Here is a 19,774-nt window from a genome sequence, read left to right as displayed (position 1 = left end):
TGTCCACCAAAAAGTGTGCACAAAGTTCACAAAATTCAATATTTTTTTTTGTGCATTTTATTCGTTTGTTTTTGCAACCTCTTCTTTTTCTGTTGTAAAAAGTGCTTCAAACTCTTCACGATGTATCTTTTCCTTCTCGAGAAGAAGGGCCGCACAGCTGTGAAGAACGCCGATATTCTCACGGATGATGCTCTCTGCGTTCTCATGGCACTCACGGATGATACGGGAAATCTCCCCATCGATCTCTCTTGCCACTTCCTCACTGTAGCCTCTGGTATGTGCCAGATCACGGCCGATAAATACCTCATCGTCATCGTTGCCGTAAGCGATCAGACCAATTTTTTCAGACATACCGTATTTCATTACCATAGAGCGTGCAGTCTCTGTGGCACGTTTGATATCATTGGAAGCACCGGTGGTGATATCTCCGAAGATGATCTCCTCAGCCACACGTCCGCCAAGAAGCGTGGTGATATCCTCCAGCATTTTGTTCTTTGTATTAAACATCTCATCATTATCCGGCAGCGGCATGGTGTAGCCGGCAGCTCCCATTCCCGTAGGGATAATGGAAATGGTGTATACCGGATCCATATGAGGAAGTACATGGAACAGGATCGCATGGCCTGCTTCATGATAAGCTGTGATCTTTTTCTCTTTATCAGAGATGACCTTGCTCTTCTTTTCTGCACCGATCCCGACCTTGATGAATGCTTTCTTGATATCCTTCTGCATGATATAAGGACGGCCCTCTTTTGCAGCATCAATGGCAGCTTCGTTAAGAAGATTCTCCAGATCTGCACCTGTAAATCCTGCGGTTGTCTGGGCAATCTGGCGAAGATCCACATCATCTCCCAGCGGTTTGTCCTTGGCATGGACCATAAGGATCTCTTCTCTGCCCTTGACATCTGGGCGTCCCACATCGACTTTACGGTCAAATCGTCCCGGACGGAGGATCGCAGGATCCAGAATATCCACACGGTTGGTCGCTGCCATTACGATGATTCCTTCATTTACTCCAAAACCATCCATCTCTACAAGAAGCTGGTTCAACGTCTGCTCTCTCTCATCGTGGCCGCCGCCCATACCGGTTCCTCTCTGACGGGCTACCGCATCGATCTCATCAATAAAGATGATGCACGGTGCATGACGCTTGCCCTCTTCAAAAAGATCTCGTACACGGGAAGCACCGACACCAACAAACATCTCCACGAAATCGGATCCGGAAATGGAGAAAAACGGAACTCCGGCCTCTCCTGCAACTGCCTTCGCGAGAAGAGTTTTACCTGTTCCCGGAGGGCCCACAAGGATCACTCCTTTCGGGATCCTGGCACCTACCTTGGTATACTTCTGTGGGGATTTCAGGAAATCCACCACTTCCTCCAGATCCTCCTTCTCCTCCTGAAGACCTGCAACATCCTTGAACGTTACTTTCTTATCATCAGGGGACGACATCCTGGCTCTGCTTTTTCCGAAATTCATCATCTTCGCATTGCTTCCGCCGCCTCCAGACATCTGCCGGTTCATCATCATAAAGAAAAAGAGAAGGATCGCGCCGGTAAGCACTACCGGAAGTACTGTTCCGATCATGGAGCTGTCCTTGGGTACATTGCGGATCGTCGGATCGATATCATGTTCTTCAAGAAGCGCCTCCGCTTCCTTTACATCGGTTACGTAGACTGTCTTCTGACCATCTGAAACAATGTTTGCTGTTACATAACCGGTGGGCACTTCTCTGTTCTGATGGATCACCGCATCCGTCACTTTGTCTTCTTCCAGAGCCTTTTCCAGCTGGCCCATTGTGTAGCTGCCCTGGGTAGATACCTGGTCATTGAGATACAGATATCCTGCAATCAGTGCCACAATAAGCAGAAGGTACAGGCCTATCTTACCTGAATGCTTGCTCACTTGGTTAAATCTCCTTTCAGTCCTGAAGCTCCACTACTCCGATGTAAGGAAGGTTTCTGTATTTCTGGGCATAATCAAGTCCGTATCCTACTACAAACTCGTCCGGAATATTGAAGCAGCAGTAATCTACCTCTACATCTGTCACACGTCTCTCCGGTTTGTCAAGAAGTGTACAGAGTCTGATGCTTGCCGGATGTCTGCCCTTCAGGATACGCAGCAGATAGCTTAAGGTTCTGCCTGAATCAATGATATCCTCTACGATCAGAACATCTTTCCCGTCCAGTGGTTGATCCAGATCCTTGACGATCTTTACAACACCGCTGGATTTCGTATCATCACCGTAACTGGACACAGACATGAAATCCAGTGTTACCGGGCGTGTGATCCTCTTGGCAAGCTCACACATAAAGAAAACGCCGCCTTTCAGAACGCAGATCATGTGTACATCTTTTCCGTCATAATCCTTGTTGATCATATCTGCAACTTCCTGGATACGGGCATCTACCTCTTCTTCACTGAGTAAAACCCTGATTTTTTCGCTCATGCTAAAGCTCCTCCTTGGTAATGTAGTTCTAACACTCTCCCTGTAGTGGAAGTGATCTTATACTTCTCGTTCATCCGTCCTCCCGGGATCCAGAGTATCTCAGATCCTGCCGCAACAACCGGAAGCCTGTCTCTCATCTCCGCCGGAATCTTCTCATCAATAAAGATCCGGTTCAGCTTCTTTCTTCCGCCTTCACTGTTTACAGTAAGATAATCTCCCTGTCTTCTGGTCCGAACGCATGGACTATTTTTTATTTTATCATAATCAAACCATTTCGTATACTTTTTTTCTTCAATCTTCTGTTTCTTATAAGAAAAAATTTTCGACTCAAAAACTCCGAAAGGACTTTCCAGAATTCCAGGTACCGGAAGCTCCATAGACATTTCTCTGAGACCTGCCGATACTTTTTTTTCAGTGGAAGCAGCGTTCTCTCTGTCTGATGCAGAGTTCTTTTTCAGACATACCCCTCCGTACTGTCGTATTACCCGCAGCGATTCCGGAAGGTTGATATAACGACCGTTTTCTTTTTTTTGAAGCGAAAGGACCTGGTCCACATGAAGAGATGTAAAGTCCTTACGTTTTCCTGACAATATCTCAAACGCCTCCATCACCGCATATTCCTGAAGGATAAGATCCTGTGCAAAAAATTTTTCATCCAGAAGATAGCCATTTTCTTTCCGGCAGCCTGCCAGAAGCTCCCTTCCCTTTTTCTGAAGATACGAATCTGCCTCTGCCAGAACCCGTGCGGTTTCTGCCATATGCTCCACCGCTTTTGCATTGATCTTCTGTTCCATAGCCGGAAGAATATGGTTACGGATCCGGTTTCTTGTATAGTCATCTGAAAGATTGCTGCTGTCTGTGATATAGGAAATACCTCTCTCTTTCAGATAATTGACGATCTCCTTCCGTTCTAAACACAAAACCGGCCGGATGATCTCACCATTTACCGCCTGTATCCCGGAAAGTCCCCGGATACCGGTTCCCCTTGCCAGATGATGCAGCATAGTCTCTGCCAGATCGTTGCGATTATGTGCCAGCGCAACCCGGAACTGTCCGTTCTTTTTTGACTGTTCTCCGGAAAAACCAAGTCTCTTTTTTTCCTCCTGAAACGCCTGTTTTCGCACGATCCTTCCGGTTTCTTCTTCTCCCAGCTTCCACTTTCCGGAAAGCTCCGGAACCGGATAATGCCTGGACCGGAAAGGGATTCCCCAATCCCGGCAGATTTTTTCCACAAACTGCTCATCCCGGTCCGCCTCCTGGCCCCGGATCCCATGATGGACATGAACCACTTCCATGGAAAAACCGATCTCTTTCTGAAGACTTTTCAAAATATGAAGCATTGCTATGGAATCCGCCCCTCCGGAAACCCCTGCCACAACCATATCCTCTGCTTTCAGCATCCGATTGTCTCTGATATATTTTCTTACACGTGTGATCATTTTTTCTCCTGTAACCAAAAATACTCTATTTTTTCCACAATCCTGCCACAACTACTGTCATATCATCCCTGGCATGATAATCACTGTATCCCAGGACCCTTTCCAGTATTCCCCGTCCCATCTCCCTGGGCTCTTTTTCCCGGACATCCATAATGATCTCCTTCATGGTTTCCTCTTCCCGTTCTGTAGGAAGTGCATCCAGAACTCCATCTGTCATCATGATCAGATAATCTCCATGATAAAGCTTCCTTGAGGCAGTATCAAAATCCAACTGCTGGACCAAGCCTGCTGCAAGATTTTCCGAAGCAATGGATTCCACCCAGTGATCTCTTTTAATAAATGTGGAAGACGCCCCTGCTTTCAGAAAATCACAGATCCCGGTATAAAGATCCACCGCACAGATATCAACAGTAGAAAACATCCCTTCCCGTCCTTTCAATAGCAGTGCGGAATTCACCATTCTGGCAGCTGTCTCCTGAGAAAAGCCGGATTCCAGAAACTGTTCCAGAAGTTCTACCACGATCTCGCTTTCTTTAAACGCTTCTATTCCGGAACCCATCCCATCAGACAGACAGAGAAAAAACCTGCCATCCTCTTCCTGACGACAGATATAATTGTCTCCAGAAACCTTTTCCGCTTCTCTTGTAAGCCGCGCTACTCCGTAAAGCATCTGATAACTGACATCCTCCACAAAATGGACCATACGAAAATCTCCATTTACAATACTGCGGCTGTCGGCGTCCGGCGTCATGGAGCTTCCGCAGATCCTGGACAGGATCTGTGCGATCTCTGTCATGGAAACACACTGTCCGCTCCTGGCTCTCAGATTCAGAAATATCTGCCGTCTTCCTTCGATCTTATCCATGACCCAGACATTCTTTACAAGTACATGCTTTTTACGAAGAGCCTTTTTCAGATCTTCCTGAAACTGCGGATCTGCCGGCATGATATCATACAGCTCTTCTGCCATATGATCCATGATCCTCGAGATTTCCGTCAGCTGCTGTGCAACTGCAAGTCGGCTTTCGATCATCCGGTTATCCCACACGAGATTCTGCCTTTCTTCACGAAATCCCTCATTCAGGACCTGAAAATACTGGGCGGAACGGCCACATGCTCCCATCCATTCACTGCGTGCTCTCTGGATACTCTCTTCATTGCCTTCCTCCATGGTACGGATCATATTCTCACTGCCCCGCATGGTTTCCCCGGCACGCTCTCCCCAGCAGATCTCTCTCTGATAACATCTGGAACATACAGCCGCACTGGTGTCCGATATGATACGGTTCAGCTGTCCTCCGCTCAAAAATTCCTTACGGTAAGGCATTCCGTAGAATGTATCCGCAAGCTTCCGGAAGGATGCTGCATACCGTTCCACTTTTTCCTTCTGGGGATGGCTTTCACAAAGCGGCAGCATTTCTTCTTTTTCCTTCGTTTTTCCCGAAAAGACAGTTTTTGCCATGTCCCGGAGTATCAGCAGTATGCTGACTACGAGCATGGCAATGATCCATTCCTGCATATTTTCCCCTCCCCTTATAACCTTCACTGACTGAACATTATAAAGGAAGATCCCTGAAATATCTGTCAAAGCCGCACGAAAATGTCAAAAAAAATTTCGTCGAAACCTTTGATTTTCAGCTATTTTTCTTCCTGAAACACGATCTCGTTATCTTTCACAAGTCCCAACTTCTCACGAGCCGCCTCTTCCACATATTCGTCGGTCTTCATATGTTCTTTCTCTGCTTCGATCTCCTTGGTACGTTCCTTCTCACTTTCAATGGACTTCTCCAGTGCTGTAGCTTTGGAATCATAATAATCCCTGCGCCGTTCCAGAGTCTTACTCTGTAGCATAAGGCTTCCCAGCAACACCAGTGCGATCACCATGATCCCCGCCATGCCAAGATAATTATATCCGATCCGTTTTTTTTCTTTTCCATTTTTTGGATTTTTCAATCTGCTGCTCCTTTTTTACACAATCTGATCTCTTTACCTTTTACGAGCTTATACATCCAAATTTTACAACTTCTTCAAAAAAATATCAACCGGTTTGCTGTCATTTTAGCTTTAATGGAACAGTCTTTTTAAAAGGGATCCTTCTTTTTTGTCCTTTTTCCTGCCAAGATAGGTAAGACTGTCGATTTTTCCCTCCAAGCTAAGCTGCCCGCTTTTCAGATCAAGATGTTTTACATGAAGTCCTTCGCCTTTTATGGATAACTTTCCTTCCTCTGTATGCAGCAGTATTTCTTTTTCATCGAAAGAGATCACCTCCCGGATTCCCGTTATGGTGCCGCCTTTCTGCCGCTCCAGCATCAGACTGTGAAATGCTGCCGGTTTCTTCTCGTCCAATCCATACCTCCCTGGGGATGATTTCTCTTTTATTTTATGAAAAATCCATCCGGAATAGACCATCACGCCCAAACGGCAGCTGTCCCTGCATCAGATATAGCGGAACATGCTTTCCACCTCATCCTTTTTTACCGTTTCCTTAACTTCCAGGACTTCAACCTTTACATTACGACTTCCAAACTGGATCTCCACAGTGTCACCGGTCTTTACCTGTACAGAAGCCTTGGCCGGCTTGTCATTGACCAGAACTCTTCCTGCATCGCAGGCTTCATTTGCCACCGTACGGCGTTTGATCAGTCTGGATACTTTCAGATATTTATCAAGACGCATAATTTTTCCTCCTAAAAAAGCAGGGGAAACCAAAAACCGGTTTCCCCTGCCGTTATCACTCTGAACCAACAGATTATTTACCGTTGACAACGTCCTTTAAAGCTTTTCCTGCTTTGAACTTCGGAGACTTGGAAGCCTCGATCGTCATGGTCTCACCAGTCTGAGGATTTCTTCCCTCTCTTGCAGCTCTTGTGCTTACTTCGAAAGTTCCAAATCCAACCAGCTGAATCTTCTCGCCTTTTTTCAGTTCATCTGTTACAACATCGATAAAAGATTTCAGAACAGCTTCTACATCTTTCTTGGAAAGATTGGTGTCTTTCGCCATTGCTGCCACTAACTCTGTTTTATTCATGGTGTTTCCTCCTATAATTGATGTTCTCTTATTTTTGACTTTGCTTTATATATATACCGCTTTTGGCTTATAATGTCAAGGTTTTTCGCATATTACAGGCGGAATGTGACCATTTTATCATTTCATGGAATCAACCATTTCAAGAACAGCCTTGCCCATTGCATCGGATTTCTCGTCTGCATCTGCAAGAGATGTTCCCTTAACGCCATAATAGAATTTAACCTTAGGCTCTGTTCCGGACGGTCTTACGCAAACCCATGCATCATCGGTAAGCTCATAGTAGAGAACATTGGAATTCGGAAGTCCTGTCGGCTTCTTCTCACCTGTTGCAAGATCTGTGATCTCATCCAGCTTGTAGTCACGTACAGCAGTCACCTTATGTCCGGCAAACTCAGCAGGCGGATTCTGACGAAGTGTTGTCATGATCTCTTGGATCTTCTGAAGACCCTCGATACCCTTCATGGTAACTGCCTGAATGGCATCCTTATAGTAACCGAACTCCTCATACATATCGATCATTGCATCCCAGAGAGTCTTGCCCTGTGTCTTATAGTAAGCAGCAGCTTCGCAAAGTGCCATGGTAGCAACAATGGCATCCTTGTCTCTTGCATAGGTTCCGATCAGGCAACCGTAGCTCTCCTCAAATCCGAAAAGATATGTACCCTTGCCACTGTTCTCAAATCCGAGGATCTGCTGTCCGATGTATTTGAATCCGGTAAGTACTTCGATAAGATTCACGTTGTATCCCTTGGCAATGGCATCTGCCAGGTTTGTTGTAACGATAGTCTTTACAAGAGCTCCGTCCTCCGGAAGGCTTCCGTTTACAGCCTTTCTCTGGCTCAGCTCATAGTTTGCAAGAAGGCATCCGGACATGTTACCGGTAAGATCATGATACTCTCCGTTTTTATCCTTTACGCGGACGCCAAGACGGTCTGCATCCGGGTCTGTGGCAAGTACGATGTCTGCATCCACTTCCTTCGCAAGCTTCAGGCCAAGCTCAAATGCCTCTGCTGCCTCCGGGTTCGGATAGCTGACTGTCGGGAAATCCCCGTTCGGAAGCTCCTGCTCCGGTACTACATATACATTCTCAAATCCAAGCTCTTTAAGGATCCTTCTGGCCGGGATATTGCCGGTTCCGTGAAGAGGTGTGTAAACGATCTTCAGGTTCCTGCCCTCTGCCTGGATCGCATCCATATGGATGATCTGTTTCTTAAGCTCTGCCATGTAAGCATCATCGACAGCCTGTCCGATCACTTCGAAAAGTCCTGCCTTTACTGCGTCTTCCTTGTCCATGGTCTTTACGGTATTCCAGTCGGAGATCGCCTTTACCTCGCCCATGATACCGGAATCATGAGGTGGTGTGATCTGCGCGCCGTCCTCCCAGTAAACCTTGTATCCGTTGTATTCCGGAGGATTGTGGCTGGCTGTTACGTTGATACCCGCCACACAGCCCAGATGACGTACTGCAAAGGAAAGCTCCGGTGTCGGACGAAGTGTCTCAAAGATATAAGCCTTGATCCCGTTTGCTGCCAGGCAAAGCGCTGCTTCCTGGGCAAACTCCGGTGACATATGACGGGAATCATATGCGATAGCAACTCCCTGGGATTTCTTGTCAACCTTGGCAATATAGTTGGCAAGCCCCTGGGTTGCTCTTCTTACCACATAAATATTCATACGGTTGGTACCTGCGCCGATGATACCACGCAGGCCTGCCGTACCAAACTCAAGATCCATATAAAAACGCTCTTTGATCTCATTCTCGTCGTCTTTGATCGCTTTCAATTCTTCTTTTGTCGCCTCATCGAAGTATGGGTTTTCAAGCCACTGATTATAGATTTCTTTATAATCCATGTTCCAAAATACCTCCCTGTTTCTTTATATAAGATACTTAATATTATATAACAATTTTCAGAAAAAGGGAAGTTTTGTTTTTGTCACATTCAGAATCATTACTGCCTGAAGCACTGTTTTGAAAATTCCTCCCACTGTTTTTTCTGATGGATCAGGGTTCTCAGCTTTTCCACATTTTTTCCGGAGATCACAGCCTTGTTATGTGTATAATAATGGTTTGCCAGTTTCCAGTATTTTTCCGGATAACAGAACCGGACTCTCAGGTTCTGCCACTCAGACTCCGAGAGCGGCCGTACGGAATCATATGCAGAAAGCATCTTCTGCGCGAGGTGCAGATCCCAGCTGTATTTCTCCAGGATTTTCCGCATAAAGCGGTACAGATCTGCCATCTGCACATCAAAGCTCCAGTGACTGAAATTCGTCACCGCTGTGTTTTTCCCAAGTATCAGCACATTATGCTGATTATATTCGCCATGACAGATACTGCCACTTTGAAGAGACTGCTGCCGCAGATTTTTATAATCCGTGGTTTCCAGCATAGCTGCCGCTTCTTCTCCTTTTTGCAGAAACCATTCCACGCTTTTCAGATAATCTTTCTCAAAAGAATTGACCGCTCCTTTTTTTCGGATAAAACGGCGTATTTTTTTCATTTCCTGATTATGCCGGATATATTCTTCCTGCAGATTTCTTCCCGCATAATCCATTTCCACAGGAAGCTGCATGATCTTGTGGATCTGTGCCAGAGTCCGGATGCTTTTTAAAATATCGTTTTCGGATCTCGTGTCACATTCCCGTCCCTCAAACCAGATCTGTGCAGTATATGGAACAGAATCTTTGTCCCTGCTTACCAGTACGCCTTCCCTGTTTCTGAGATAGGCGTCCACAAGACAGTTCTGTTCTTTCATTTTTTCAAGAAGCTGCTGCTGCATGGAAAGCTTTTTTTCCGAGCCATGAAATTCCCGGAGTATCACCGGACCTTTTTCTGTCCGGCACAGAAGTGCCCCCCGCACCCTGCCGGAGAATGAAGCTGTAAGCCCATACTGCTCCAGCACGCTCAACCCATAATCATACAAAAAAGTTCCCCCCTGCCTTATTTTACGTTCTATTTTATGCAGGGGGGATTTTTGTTATTCTATTCGGTTTTTATGCTGTCTTTTTCTGCTGTTTCAAGAAGTTTTTCTTTTGTATTAAGGGTTGGATCTTTCAGCACACAGTCAAGAAGTCTTTCGAGCAGTGCTCCCAGTGCCGGTCCAGCCGGATGTCCTGCCTTTATAAGATCCTTTCCGGAAACTGCCAGGGTTTTCAGAGATGTACATTCACCTCTTTCAAGGATCCCCTGATAAGCTTCCGTCACACCGCTTAACCGTGCCAGCTTCTCCTCCCTCCTGTAAGTGCTCTGGGATAAAAGATCTGCCTTCTGCACTTTCAGATACAGCGGAAAAAGCTCTTCTCCGATAAGATTCACAGCTCTCCGCACATCCTCGGCGTCCGGAGTGGGACGAAGATCATGATACCGGATCAGACGACAGGTATTTCGGATCGTTACATTATCAAATTTCAGACGGCGCAGGATCTTTCCTGCCAGCTTTTCGCCTGCCGGTCCGTGAGTCTTAAAGTGGTCTCTTCCATTCTCATCTGTCTTTTTTACAACCGGCTTGGCAATGTCATGAAGAAGCATGGTGATACGGAGAAGCCGGTCATTCTCGATTTCTGTAAGACTTTTCAGAATGTGCTCTCCCACGGTATAGCAATGATGAGGGGTATTCTGCTCGGTTTCCATACAGGCGTCAAATTCCGGAAGAAATTCCCGGGTAAGACCTGTCTCCCAGGCGGTTCGGAGATAATCCGGATGATCGGATACCAGAAGCTTTACAAGCTCTGTCTGGATACGCTCTGCACTGACATGCTCCAGATTCCCCGACATCCGCGCCAGTGCCGCTTTCGTATTTTCCTCCACAGTAAAACCAAGCTGTGCGGAAAAACGCACTGCACGGAGCATACGAAGGGCATCCTCTGTAAAACGTTCTACCGGATCACCAACACAACGGATGATCTTCCCATTGATATCTTCCATTCCACCAAACAGATCCACCAGTCCATGTTCCGGATGATACGCCATGGCGTTGATGGTAAAATCTCTTCGTTTCAGATCTTCCTCAAGACTCCTGGTAAAGGTCACGGCATCCGGGTGGCGGCCGTCATGATATTCTCCGTCCACACGGTAGGTTGTCACCTCAAAGCCCTCTTTGCCCATCATTACAGTTACTGTTCCATGCTGGATCCCCGTATCTACAGTTCTGTGAAAAAGCTCCTTCACCTGCTCCGGAAGTGCAGAGGTGGTGATATCCCAGTCTCCAGGCACCCGATCCAGGATAGAATCCCTGACACAGCCGCCTACAACATATGCCTCATAGCCGGCAGCATTCAAGGTCTTCAGTATCTGCGCTGCCTTTTGTGGTATATTAATCGTCATGATAACTCCTCTTGATGATCGCTGCTGTCCGTTCAAAACACGTTTACATTTCGCTGTATTATCTCCATGTCAGCAGCCGAATAATATTCTGATATGTTTTCCTTAACGCTATTATAACATAGATTCATAAAAACAGCGGAGCATATTTTGCCCCGCCGTTGTTTCTGCAATATGGTTCCTGTTCACTCCGTTCTCAGTAACACGCTTCGCGATGCACAGAATTTATGCTGATCGCATAAATTCGCGCGGTATGTCTCGGGTTTTCTGTGACCTTCGCTCACACAAAACACCTCGCGGGACATTACCAGTGAACAGTAACGCAATATGATCATCCCACTTTTTTGAAGTGGCCTGCTGTGTTTTTTTAGTATGCACGTCCCCAGTAAACCATTTTCTTAGCCGGTTTTCCGCAGCATACGCAAACGTCACTTAACTGCTCCTGCTCAAACGGCATACATCTGGATGTTGCCTGGAAATCTTCCTTGATCTTGTCTTCACATGCACGATCACCGCACCACATAGCTTTGATGAATCCCGGTTTGCTGTTGATGATCTCACCGAACTCCTCATAATTCTTTGCTACGTAAGTATGTGACTCTCTGTGTGCACGTGCGCGCTCCAGCATATCATGCTGAATGGTATCCAGAAGCTCTTTTACCTTATCTGCAAGCTCCTCGAAGGATACTGTGTATTTCTCACGGGTATCTCTTCTGCAGAGAACTGCCTGGCCGTTTTCGATATCCTTCGGGCCACATTCCACACGAAGCGGGATACCACGCATCTCCTGCTCAGCAAACTTGAATCCCGGGCTCTTGTCTGTAGCGTCAACCTTTGCACGGATGCCTGCTGCCTTCAGTGCTGCAAGAAGCTCATCAGCCTTCTCCATAACGCCCTCTTTACGCTGCTGGATCGGGATGATCACAGTCTGTACCGGAGCGATCCTCGGAGGAAGAACAAGTCCGCTGTTATCACCGTGAACCATGATGATCGCACCGATCATACGGGTTGTCATTCCCCAGGATGTCTGGTGAACATATTTCAGTGTGTTATCTTTATCTGTGTACTGGATTCCGAATGCTTTGGCAAAGCCATCTCCAAAGTTATGGCTTGTACCGGACTGGAGAGCCTTACCGTCGTGCATCAGAGATTCGATGGTATAAGTAGCCTCAGCACCTGCAAATTTCTCCTTGTCTGTCTTCTGGCCTTTGATGACCGGAATCGCAAGAACTTCCTCGCAGAAGTCTGCATAGATGTTCAGCATCTGGATGGTACGCTGCTCCGCTTCCTCAGCTGTTGCATGAGCAGTATGTCCCTCCTGCCACAGGAACTCTCTGGAACGAAGGAAGGGACGTGTTGTCTTCTCCCAACGGACAACGGAACACCACTGATTATATACCTTTGGAAGATCTCTGTGGGACTGGATCTCTTTCTGGTAGAAATCGCAGAATAGAGTCTCAGAAGTCGGACGCACGCAAAGTCTCTCCTGCAGCGGATCAAGGCCGCCATGAGTCACCCATGCAACCTCCGGAGCAAAACCTTCTACATGATCTTTCTCTTTATCAAGAAGAGACTCCGGGATAAAGATCGGCATGTAAACGTTCTCTACACCGGTTTCTTTAAATCTGCGGTCAAGCTCATGCTGGATATTCTCCCAGATTGCATAACCTGCAGGTTTGATCGCCATACAGCCCTTAACACTTGTATAGCCACAGAGCTCAGCCTTCTTAACAACGTCTGTATACCACTGAGCAAAATCCTCATCCATAGATGTGATGGCCTGTACTAATTTCTTTTCTTTTGCCATGATAAATCTCCTTTTTCTTGTGATCTGTTACATATTGCCGGCTGTCAGGCAGCCACAGCAATCCGGAATCCTTCCAGCTTACTCTTCTGTCCCATAAACCGTACACTGTATTTACAATCCTGTTTTACGGACAAAAAATAAGCCATCCAAATCCCTCACAAGGGACCGAATGACTTCGGCGGTACCACCCCAGTTAACAGCCTGAAAAGCTGTTCTCTCAACACCCGTTAACGCCGGAAACACACGCCACGCTTCAATCACGCAGAGCTCCGAGGCCGGTTCCACAGTTCACGCACAGGATCCTTCCACCAAAGCAGATCCCTCTCTGAGATAATTCCCTGTGTACTATTCTCATCATCGCCGTATCTTTGATATATTTTAGGCGAAAACCGCCTCAAAGTCAACCCCAAACAAAAAAATATAACAAGTCTCCCTGCTATAACTCCTATTCCTTCACAGACACAGCCGGCATCTCCAGATACCTGTTCAGATCTTCTGTGAGAATATGGAGCTTAGTTCTGGTATCCTGCTCCTGATAAGTCAGCCGCCCTGCGATCCTGGTGATATAATCCTCTTCTTCGATGATCTCACAGGTCTCAGGAAAATTGATATCATAATACTGTGCAAGATAAGATACCCAGTAATCCACCGGCGCATGTCTGTCTGCGGATAACACGGATTCTCTTCTGAGACAGGACTCCCACACTGCCGGTGAGATCAGCCCTTCTCCTGCAACCTCTTCTGATACACCAAGCATGGCCTCTATTGACGCCTCCAGCTTTACTCTGCAGTTATCCAGCTTATCGGCATCCCGGATCAGTTTTGCATGGAAAAGTGTTCTTGCATCGTGGATTCCTTCCAGTTTGAAATCACTGTGCTTCCGAATTGCTGCATCGATCAGCTCATCAAATTTATCATCCTCCACGAAACGCCGGATCAGCTTCTCCTCCCCGAAGAGAAGTTCTGCACCGAACACGGCATGATCCATAGTTCCCGGCTCAAAGCTGTGAAATCTACGGATCTGCTCAAAACGGCCTATATCATGAAGCAGACCGATCAGCTCCGCAAGTTCCACATCTTCACCGGAACATTCCATTTTTCTGGCGATCTCTCCTGCGTATTTCACCACACCATAGGTATGTACGATCTTCAGACAGATCTGTTCATCCTCCCGGTCGTATTCATCCAGATATTTTTCGAATTCCTGTTTTGCATGCGCAATGTCGATCATTCTGCCACACCCCTTCTTCTTTTGTTCATTCCGTAGTTCTGTAAACACTCTGTATTTATTATATCGAAGGTCTCTGACAAATTCTACTGTATTTCCCGGAATTTTAAATCTTCTCGCTGCTGCCGAATGACTTCCCTGCTCAAGGAGCCAATTATACCCTTCGTTTCCGGAAATGATATCCGGAACAACATGGGCAACACCGCCCTCCTCTGTCTGGTCTGCCTCCACATCACGGAGCCATTTGCGGTTTCTTCTATTCATACTTTACGATTTCTTTCCTCAGCCGCTTCATGATCCGCTTTTCCAGGCGGGAAATGTAGGATTGCGAAATTCCTAAAAGATCCGCTACCTCCTTCTGTGTTTTCTCGCTTCCTTCCCGGTTTCCGATGCCGAATCGCAGACGGATGATCATCTGTTCCCGCTTTGTCAGTTTGCTGATGGCTTTTCCAAGAAGTGCGATCTCCACCTCATCTTCCAGACGTCTGGAGATCACATCGTCATCCGTTCCCAGAATATCCGAAAGCAGCAGCTCATTTCCATCCCAGTCCACATTCAGCGGCTCATCAATAGAAACCTCCATCTTTGTTTTGCTGTTTCTCCTCAGATACATCAGGATCTCATTTTCGATACATCGTGATGCATAGGTGGCAAGCTTGATATTTTTTACCGGATCAAAGGTATTGATAGCCTTTATGAGCCCTATGGTTCCGATGGAGATCAGATCCTCCACACCTACCCCTGTATTATCAAATTTCTTTGCAATATAAACCACCAGCCGTAGATTATGCTCGATCAGAACCGACTTTCCCTCTTTTTCCTTTTCTGTTCCCAGCATTTCGATCACTTCAGCCTCCCGTTCCGCTGACAACGGCGCCGGAAGGATATCATTTCCACCAATATAAAAAACCTCTCCCGGACGATTGAACATAAATTTCCGGATTACCTGAAACGGATAGGATCTTGCAGCTGCTCTGTTCATAACATAAGCCCCCTTCTCAATTTAATAGTCTGGAATTCAAAAGTATCTCGTACTCTTCTCCCAAAGCTGAGGGCTCGGATGTTATGGCAAGCACCGGTTTTCCTACATGTACCACCCTTTCGGGAGTTTGGATCAGAAGTTCATCAAGGATCACTGCCAGCAGCAGTCCTTTTTTTCCATCTGCGGTATGACAGCTCAGAAAATGCGGCTGCAGACTGACAAATCCTGTATTTTCCAGTGCCTCTGGTTTATCTTTAATATCCATCAGTTTTTTCACCTGCTCTTTCGATATCAGGCTTCCCAAAAGTTCCTGTTTGATGATCGATACCGGCTGTTTTTTCACAGGATCCATAAGGAGATTTCCGGTATCATAAAAGCCGTATGTCTGCTGCAGCTTCCCCTGATATTTCAAAGTGACCGGAAAAATATTTCTTCTTCCAAACCGGAAGGTCTCGGTCACACATCCCAGAGTATAAAGTGTGCCATAAATCCCTGCCAGAAAAAGCAGAAATATTTTCACCGTCATGGTTCTTTCCGTTTCCAGTGCCTGATAGATCCCGCCAACCACAAAAGCTGTGAAATACAGAGCCAGAATGGTTTTTACAAGAAGGCCGCCTTTTTTCAGTCGAAAAGCAAACGACGCCATAAAAAAAGCGCAGCCGCCATGGATCAGTACAGCGGCAGGAAAAATGATCTTAAAAGGTGCACATACAAGCAGGCAGGATACAAAAGATCCAAAGGCAGCGGATATCACACATCTTCTGCGTTTCCCGTCAAGATGCAGAAATTTTCCCACAAGTCTTAAAAGCATGTAATCCATAAGGAAATTCGTCATAAAAACGATATCTATGTATATCCTCTGATACATAAGCTTCCCCCACTGCTGTTTCGTCTGCCATCGATTCTCAACTTTGGTAAGTGTATTTATTATAGGGCAGGCTCTTTGCATATTTTGTCAAATCCGGATGTCGATTCTTCTAACTTATCGGGTCGTTTCTGTCTGTCTCGACATTTATAGATTTTTTCTATGAATCGACGACAAAAATGTATAAATTTCCGTACAATATTTGTATTTGTTGATTTTCGCACTTTATAGTGTTAAAATATTTTTTATTATATTTCGTAAAGAAATTCTATTATATGAGATACAGGAGGGAATCGAACAATGATCAATATTACCGGACATACCGGGCTTACCGGCCTTCTGGGAAGCCCCGTTGCACACAGCGTATCACCTTTAATGCACAATGAGGCATTTCGTTACCTCGGGCTTGACTATGTATATCTCTGTTTTGATGTGACAGAGGAGACCCTTCCTCAGGCAGTGGAGGGACTGAAAGCCTGCGGAATCAAAGGCTTTAACCTGACCATGCCAAACAAGAATAAGATCGTGGAACTTCTGGATGAACTTTCCCCCACTGCCCAGCTGATCGGAGCGGTAAATACCGTCCGCAATGACAATGGAAAATTAAAGGGGTTTAATACGGATGGTTATGGATTTACCCAGTCTGCCAGAGATGCCGGCTGTGATGTAAAGGGGCGCACCATCACCGTTATGGGTGTCGGCGGTGCCGGAATGGCGATTTGCGGCCAGTCCGCCCTGGAGGGTGCAAAAAAGATCCATGTTTTTGCACGTCCTACCAGCCGTTACTGGGAACGTGCTGCTGCCATGGCAGAAAAAATGTCTCATATGACAGAATGTGAGATGATCCTTCATGAGATGGATGATCACACTGCGCTGAAGGACGCACTGGAGGAAAGCAATCTCCTCATCAATGCAACTTCTGTGGGAATGGTTCCGGATGTGACAGGCACCGTGATCCCGGACAAGACTCTGTTCCATCCGGAACTTACCGTAGCCGATGTTGTATATGAGCCAAGAGAAACAAGACTTCTCAGGGAAGCCCGGGAAGCCGGATGTCCGACCTTTAACGGAATGTACATGCTGCTCCACCAGGGTGTAAAGGCTTTCCACATCTGGACCGGACTGGATATGCCGGTTGAGCTCGTCAGGGAGAAATATTTTAAATAAAAAATATCCGACAATACTGACCGCCTCCGCATCACAGCGTGGCCTCAATATTGCCGGATCAAAAATAAAGGCGGCCCGCCTATCACACGGGTCGCCTTTTATTTATCCGTCAATCATCTGTTTTGTTTATTTCTTCTCTTCCTGAACCTCGATCTTACGGATTGTTTTGTTCTTGATCTCTTCTTTGATGAAGTCAATGAACTCACCAAGCTCTTTCATTCCCTCATCACCAAGGTAGCGGCTTCTTACAGAAACCTTACCCTCTTCTTCCTCTTTTGCACCAACGATAAGCATGTAAGGTACTCTCTCAAGACGTGCCTCACGGATCTTGTATCCCATCTTCTCGGAACGTCCGTCTACAGAGCAGCGGATTCCTGCTTCTCTCAGCTGAGCTTCAACCTTCTGTGCATAATCGTTGTACTTCTCGGAGATCGGGATCACACGAACCTGCTCCGGGCAGAGCCATGTCGGGAACATTCCTGCGTATTTCTCAATGAGCCATGCCAGTGTTCTCTCATAGCATCCCATGGATGTACGGTGGATGATGTACGGACGCTGTTTGTCGCCATTCTCATCGATATAGTACATATCAAACTGCTCTGCAAGAAGTGCATCCCACTGGATCGTGATCATGGTGTCTTCTTTTCCGTATACGTTCTTTGCGTTGATATCAACCTTCGGTCCGTAGAAAGCAGCCTCGCCCACATCCTCTGTGAATGGAATGTTCAGCTCCTCAAGCATCTGGCGGATATGGCCTTCTGTCTCTTCCCATACCTCCGGCTCACCGATGTATTTCTCTTTGTTTGTCGGATCCCATTTGGAAAGATGATAGGTTACATCTTCCTCAACACCAAGTACCTGCAGACAGTACTGGGCAAGTGCGATACAGTCTTTGAACTCTTTTACCATCTGGTCCGGTCTTACGATCAGATGTCCCTCGGAAATAGTAAACTGACGAACTCGTGTCAGGCCATGCATCTCTCCGGAATCCTCATTACGGAACAGTGTGGAGGTCTCGCCGAGACGGATCGGCAGATCACGGTAGCTGTGCTGCTCTGCTTTGTATACATAGTACTGGAACGGACATGTCATCGGACGAAGTGCATAAACCTCTTTGTCCTTCTCCTCATCACCAAGTACGAACATACCATCTTTGTAATGATCCCAGTGTCCGGAGATCTTGTAAAGATCGCTCTTTGCCATAAGAGGAGTTTTTGTTCTTACGTATCCACGCTTTGTCTCCTCATCCTCGATCCAGCGCTGAAGCTCCTGCATCATGATCACACCGTTTGGCATGATAAGCGGAAGTCCCTGTCCGATCACATCTACAGTTGTGAAGATCTTCATCTCACGGCCAAGCTTGTTATGATCACGTCTCTTTGCTTCTTCCATCTGCTCCAGATGCTCTTTCAGCTCATCCTTTGTAGCATAGGCTGTTCCGTAGATACGTGTAAGCATTGCGTTCTTCTCACTGCCTCTCCAGTATGCGCTGGAAGAAGAAAGAAGTTTGAATGCCTTGATGCCTTTTACACTCATCAGGTGTGGGCCTGCACAGAGGTCTGTCCAGTCTCCCTGTGAATAGAAGGAAATCTCTTCTCCCTCCGGAAGATCCTCGATCAGCTCAACCTTGTATGGCTCATTTTTCTCTTTAAAGTATGCAATGGCATCCTCACGGGATTTTGTAAAACGCTCGATCTTTGCGCCTTTTTTGATAATCTTTTTCATCTCTTTCTCAATGGCGTCAAGATCCTCACGTGAAAATGGCTCGTGGTCGAAATCATAGTAGAAGCCTGTATCAATGGATGGTCCGATGGCAACCTTTGCCTCCGGGTATAAGTTCTGTACAGCCTGTGCCATTACGTGAGATGCTGTATGACGGAGAACTGCAAGGCCCTTCTCGTCTTTCGCTGTAAGGATATTCAGCTCACAGTCGCTGTCAAGAACTGTACGAAGATCTACGACCTCTCCGTTTACTTCTCCTGCACATGCAGCACGTGCAAGGCCTTCGCTGATGTCATATGCGATATCGATCACAGCTTTTGCTTCTGCATATTCTTTTTTTGAGCCGTCTTTTAATGTAATGATCATTGTTGTTTCTCCTTTCATTTGAAATGAAGTTTCTATGGTACACAGTATGTGTCTGCTTTTGCAAGAGATTCTGCAATAAAAAAATCCCTCACAGTACATCACATACTGTAAGGGACGAGTTCATTCATTCTCGCGGTTCCACCCTGCTTGCTCTGCTGCCCGGTCATGCCAGGATGCAAAGCCTCTCAATTATGATGATAACGGAATCACCGGACCGGATTGGGGCCACTCGGAGGTAGTCTTCGGCTGTTTCCCGATAAGATGTTTCCAGCACTTCACATCTCTCTCTGTAACGTTTCACAGCTTACTCGTCTCGTCAACGTGTTTTTTATTTCTTTTTCTGTGGTTCATTATAAGCGCAGTATTTTTATTTGTCAACGCATGTTGACAAAATTTTTGA

The 19,774-nt window shown here is 46.4% G+C and carries 17 protein-coding genes; 1 reads left to right on the top strand and 16 read right to left on the bottom strand.

What is annotated here, in order from left to right:
• Positions 1–57: 57 nt before the first annotated feature.
• The 15 genes from ftsH to BN3261_RS02680 all read right to left on the bottom strand — a co-directional run bounded on the left by ftsH (position 58) and on the right by BN3261_RS02680 (position 16,122).
• Entirely contained in the window at positions 58–1,905 is a 1,848-nt protein-coding gene (ftsH, locus tag BN3261_RS02750; protein WP_059085402.1) for an ATP-dependent zinc metalloprotease FtsH, read from the bottom strand.
• Between the two features lie 16 nt (positions 1,906–1,921).
• Positions 1,922–2,449 carry a hypoxanthine phosphoribosyltransferase gene (hpt, locus tag BN3261_RS02745; RefSeq protein ID WP_015527123.1) on the bottom strand — a complete coding sequence of 176 codons (528 nt, stop codon included), beginning with the start codon at positions 2,447–2,449 and terminating at the stop codon, positions 1,922–1,924.
• On the bottom strand, positions 2,446–3,888 hold the full coding sequence (tilS, locus tag BN3261_RS02740; protein ID WP_059085401.1) for a tRNA lysidine(34) synthetase TilS: 1,443 nt from the start codon (positions 3,886–3,888) through the stop codon (positions 2,446–2,448). The genes hpt and tilS overlap by 4 nt, the downstream gene beginning before the upstream one ends.
• Before the next feature lie 25 nt (positions 3,889–3,913).
• Positions 3,914–5,407, bottom strand: coding sequence for a SpoIIE family protein phosphatase (locus BN3261_RS02735; RefSeq protein ID WP_015527120.1), 1,494 nt, complete (start codon positions 5,405–5,407; stop codon positions 3,914–3,916).
• Between the two features lie 119 nt (positions 5,408–5,526).
• On the bottom strand, positions 5,527–5,841 hold the full coding sequence (locus tag BN3261_RS02730; RefSeq protein ID WP_021650636.1) for an FtsB family cell division protein: 315 nt from the start codon (positions 5,839–5,841) through the stop codon (positions 5,527–5,529).
• A 111-nt stretch (positions 5,842–5,952) separates the two neighbouring features.
• Positions 5,953–6,234 carry a sporulation protein YabP gene (gene yabP, locus BN3261_RS02725; RefSeq protein WP_044960948.1) on the bottom strand — a complete coding sequence of 94 codons (282 nt, stop codon included), beginning with the start codon at positions 6,232–6,234 and terminating at the stop codon, positions 5,953–5,955.
• A 90-nt stretch (positions 6,235–6,324) separates the two neighbouring features.
• The gene (locus BN3261_RS02720; RefSeq protein WP_015527118.1) at positions 6,325–6,564 is read right to left on the bottom strand and encodes an RNA-binding S4 domain-containing protein; all 240 of its coding nucleotides are present in this window, start codon (positions 6,562–6,564) and stop codon (positions 6,325–6,327) included.
• Positions 6,565–6,637: 73 nt separating this feature from the next.
• Positions 6,638–6,931, bottom strand: coding sequence for an HU family DNA-binding protein (locus BN3261_RS02715; RefSeq protein ID WP_227573730.1), 294 nt, complete (start codon positions 6,929–6,931; stop codon positions 6,638–6,640).
• A 102-nt stretch (positions 6,932–7,033) separates the two neighbouring features.
• A complete protein-coding gene (locus BN3261_RS02710; RefSeq protein WP_015527116.1) occupies positions 7,034–8,767 on the bottom strand; it encodes a phospho-sugar mutase in 1,734 nt (577 codons plus the stop codon).
• A 98-nt stretch (positions 8,768–8,865) separates the two neighbouring features.
• Positions 8,866–9,840, bottom strand: a complete 975-nt coding sequence (locus BN3261_RS02705) for a protein kinase family protein (protein ID WP_022427359.1) — start codon at positions 9,838–9,840, stop codon at positions 8,866–8,868.
• Positions 9,841–9,899: 59 nt separating this feature from the next.
• A complete protein-coding gene (locus BN3261_RS02700) occupies positions 9,900–11,240 on the bottom strand; it encodes a CCA tRNA nucleotidyltransferase (protein WP_059085400.1) in 1,341 nt (446 codons plus the stop codon).
• 364 nt (positions 11,241–11,604) lie between these two features.
• A complete protein-coding gene (gene proS, locus BN3261_RS02695; protein WP_022427357.1) occupies positions 11,605–13,044 on the bottom strand; it encodes a proline--tRNA ligase in 1,440 nt (479 codons plus the stop codon).
• Between the two features lie 445 nt (positions 13,045–13,489).
• The gene (locus tag BN3261_RS02690; RefSeq protein ID WP_302467597.1) at positions 13,490–14,536 is read right to left on the bottom strand and encodes an HD domain-containing protein; all 1,047 of its coding nucleotides are present in this window, start codon (positions 14,534–14,536) and stop codon (positions 13,490–13,492) included.
• Positions 14,529–15,203: an RNA polymerase sporulation sigma factor SigE gene (gene sigE / locus BN3261_RS02685; protein WP_235812409.1), complete on the bottom strand. Its 675-nt coding sequence runs from the start codon at positions 15,201–15,203 to the stop codon at positions 14,529–14,531. Before sigE ends, BN3261_RS02690 begins: the two co-directional genes overlap by 8 nt.
• 67 nt (positions 15,204–15,270) lie before the next feature.
• A complete protein-coding gene (locus BN3261_RS02680) occupies positions 15,271–16,122 on the bottom strand; it encodes a sigma-E processing peptidase SpoIIGA (RefSeq protein ID WP_059085399.1) in 852 nt (283 codons plus the stop codon).
• Between the two features lie 297 nt (positions 16,123–16,419).
• On the opposite strand from BN3261_RS02680, the gene BN3261_RS02675 reads away from it, so the two are divergent.
• Complete coding sequence (locus BN3261_RS02675; protein ID WP_022427354.1) at positions 16,420–17,286, top strand: shikimate dehydrogenase; 867 nt, start codon at positions 16,420–16,422, stop codon at positions 17,284–17,286.
• A gap of 126 nt (positions 17,287–17,412) precedes the next feature.
• Here BN3261_RS02675 and thrS read toward each other — a convergent pair whose 3' ends face one another.
• The gene (gene thrS, locus BN3261_RS02670; protein WP_022427353.1) at positions 17,413–19,374 is read right to left on the bottom strand and encodes a threonine--tRNA ligase; all 1,962 of its coding nucleotides are present in this window, start codon (positions 19,372–19,374) and stop codon (positions 17,413–17,415) included.
• Positions 19,375–19,774: the final 400 nt, after the last annotated feature.

Origin of the sequence: Blautia massiliensis (ex Durand et al. 2017) (assembly GCF_001487165.1) — a bacterium.
Lineage (GTDB): Bacteria > Bacillota > Clostridia > Lachnospirales > Lachnospiraceae > Blautia_A > Blautia_A fusiformis.
The sequence above is the reverse complement of the archived record's forward strand: the minus strand, read 5'-3'. Positions and strand labels throughout refer to the sequence as shown.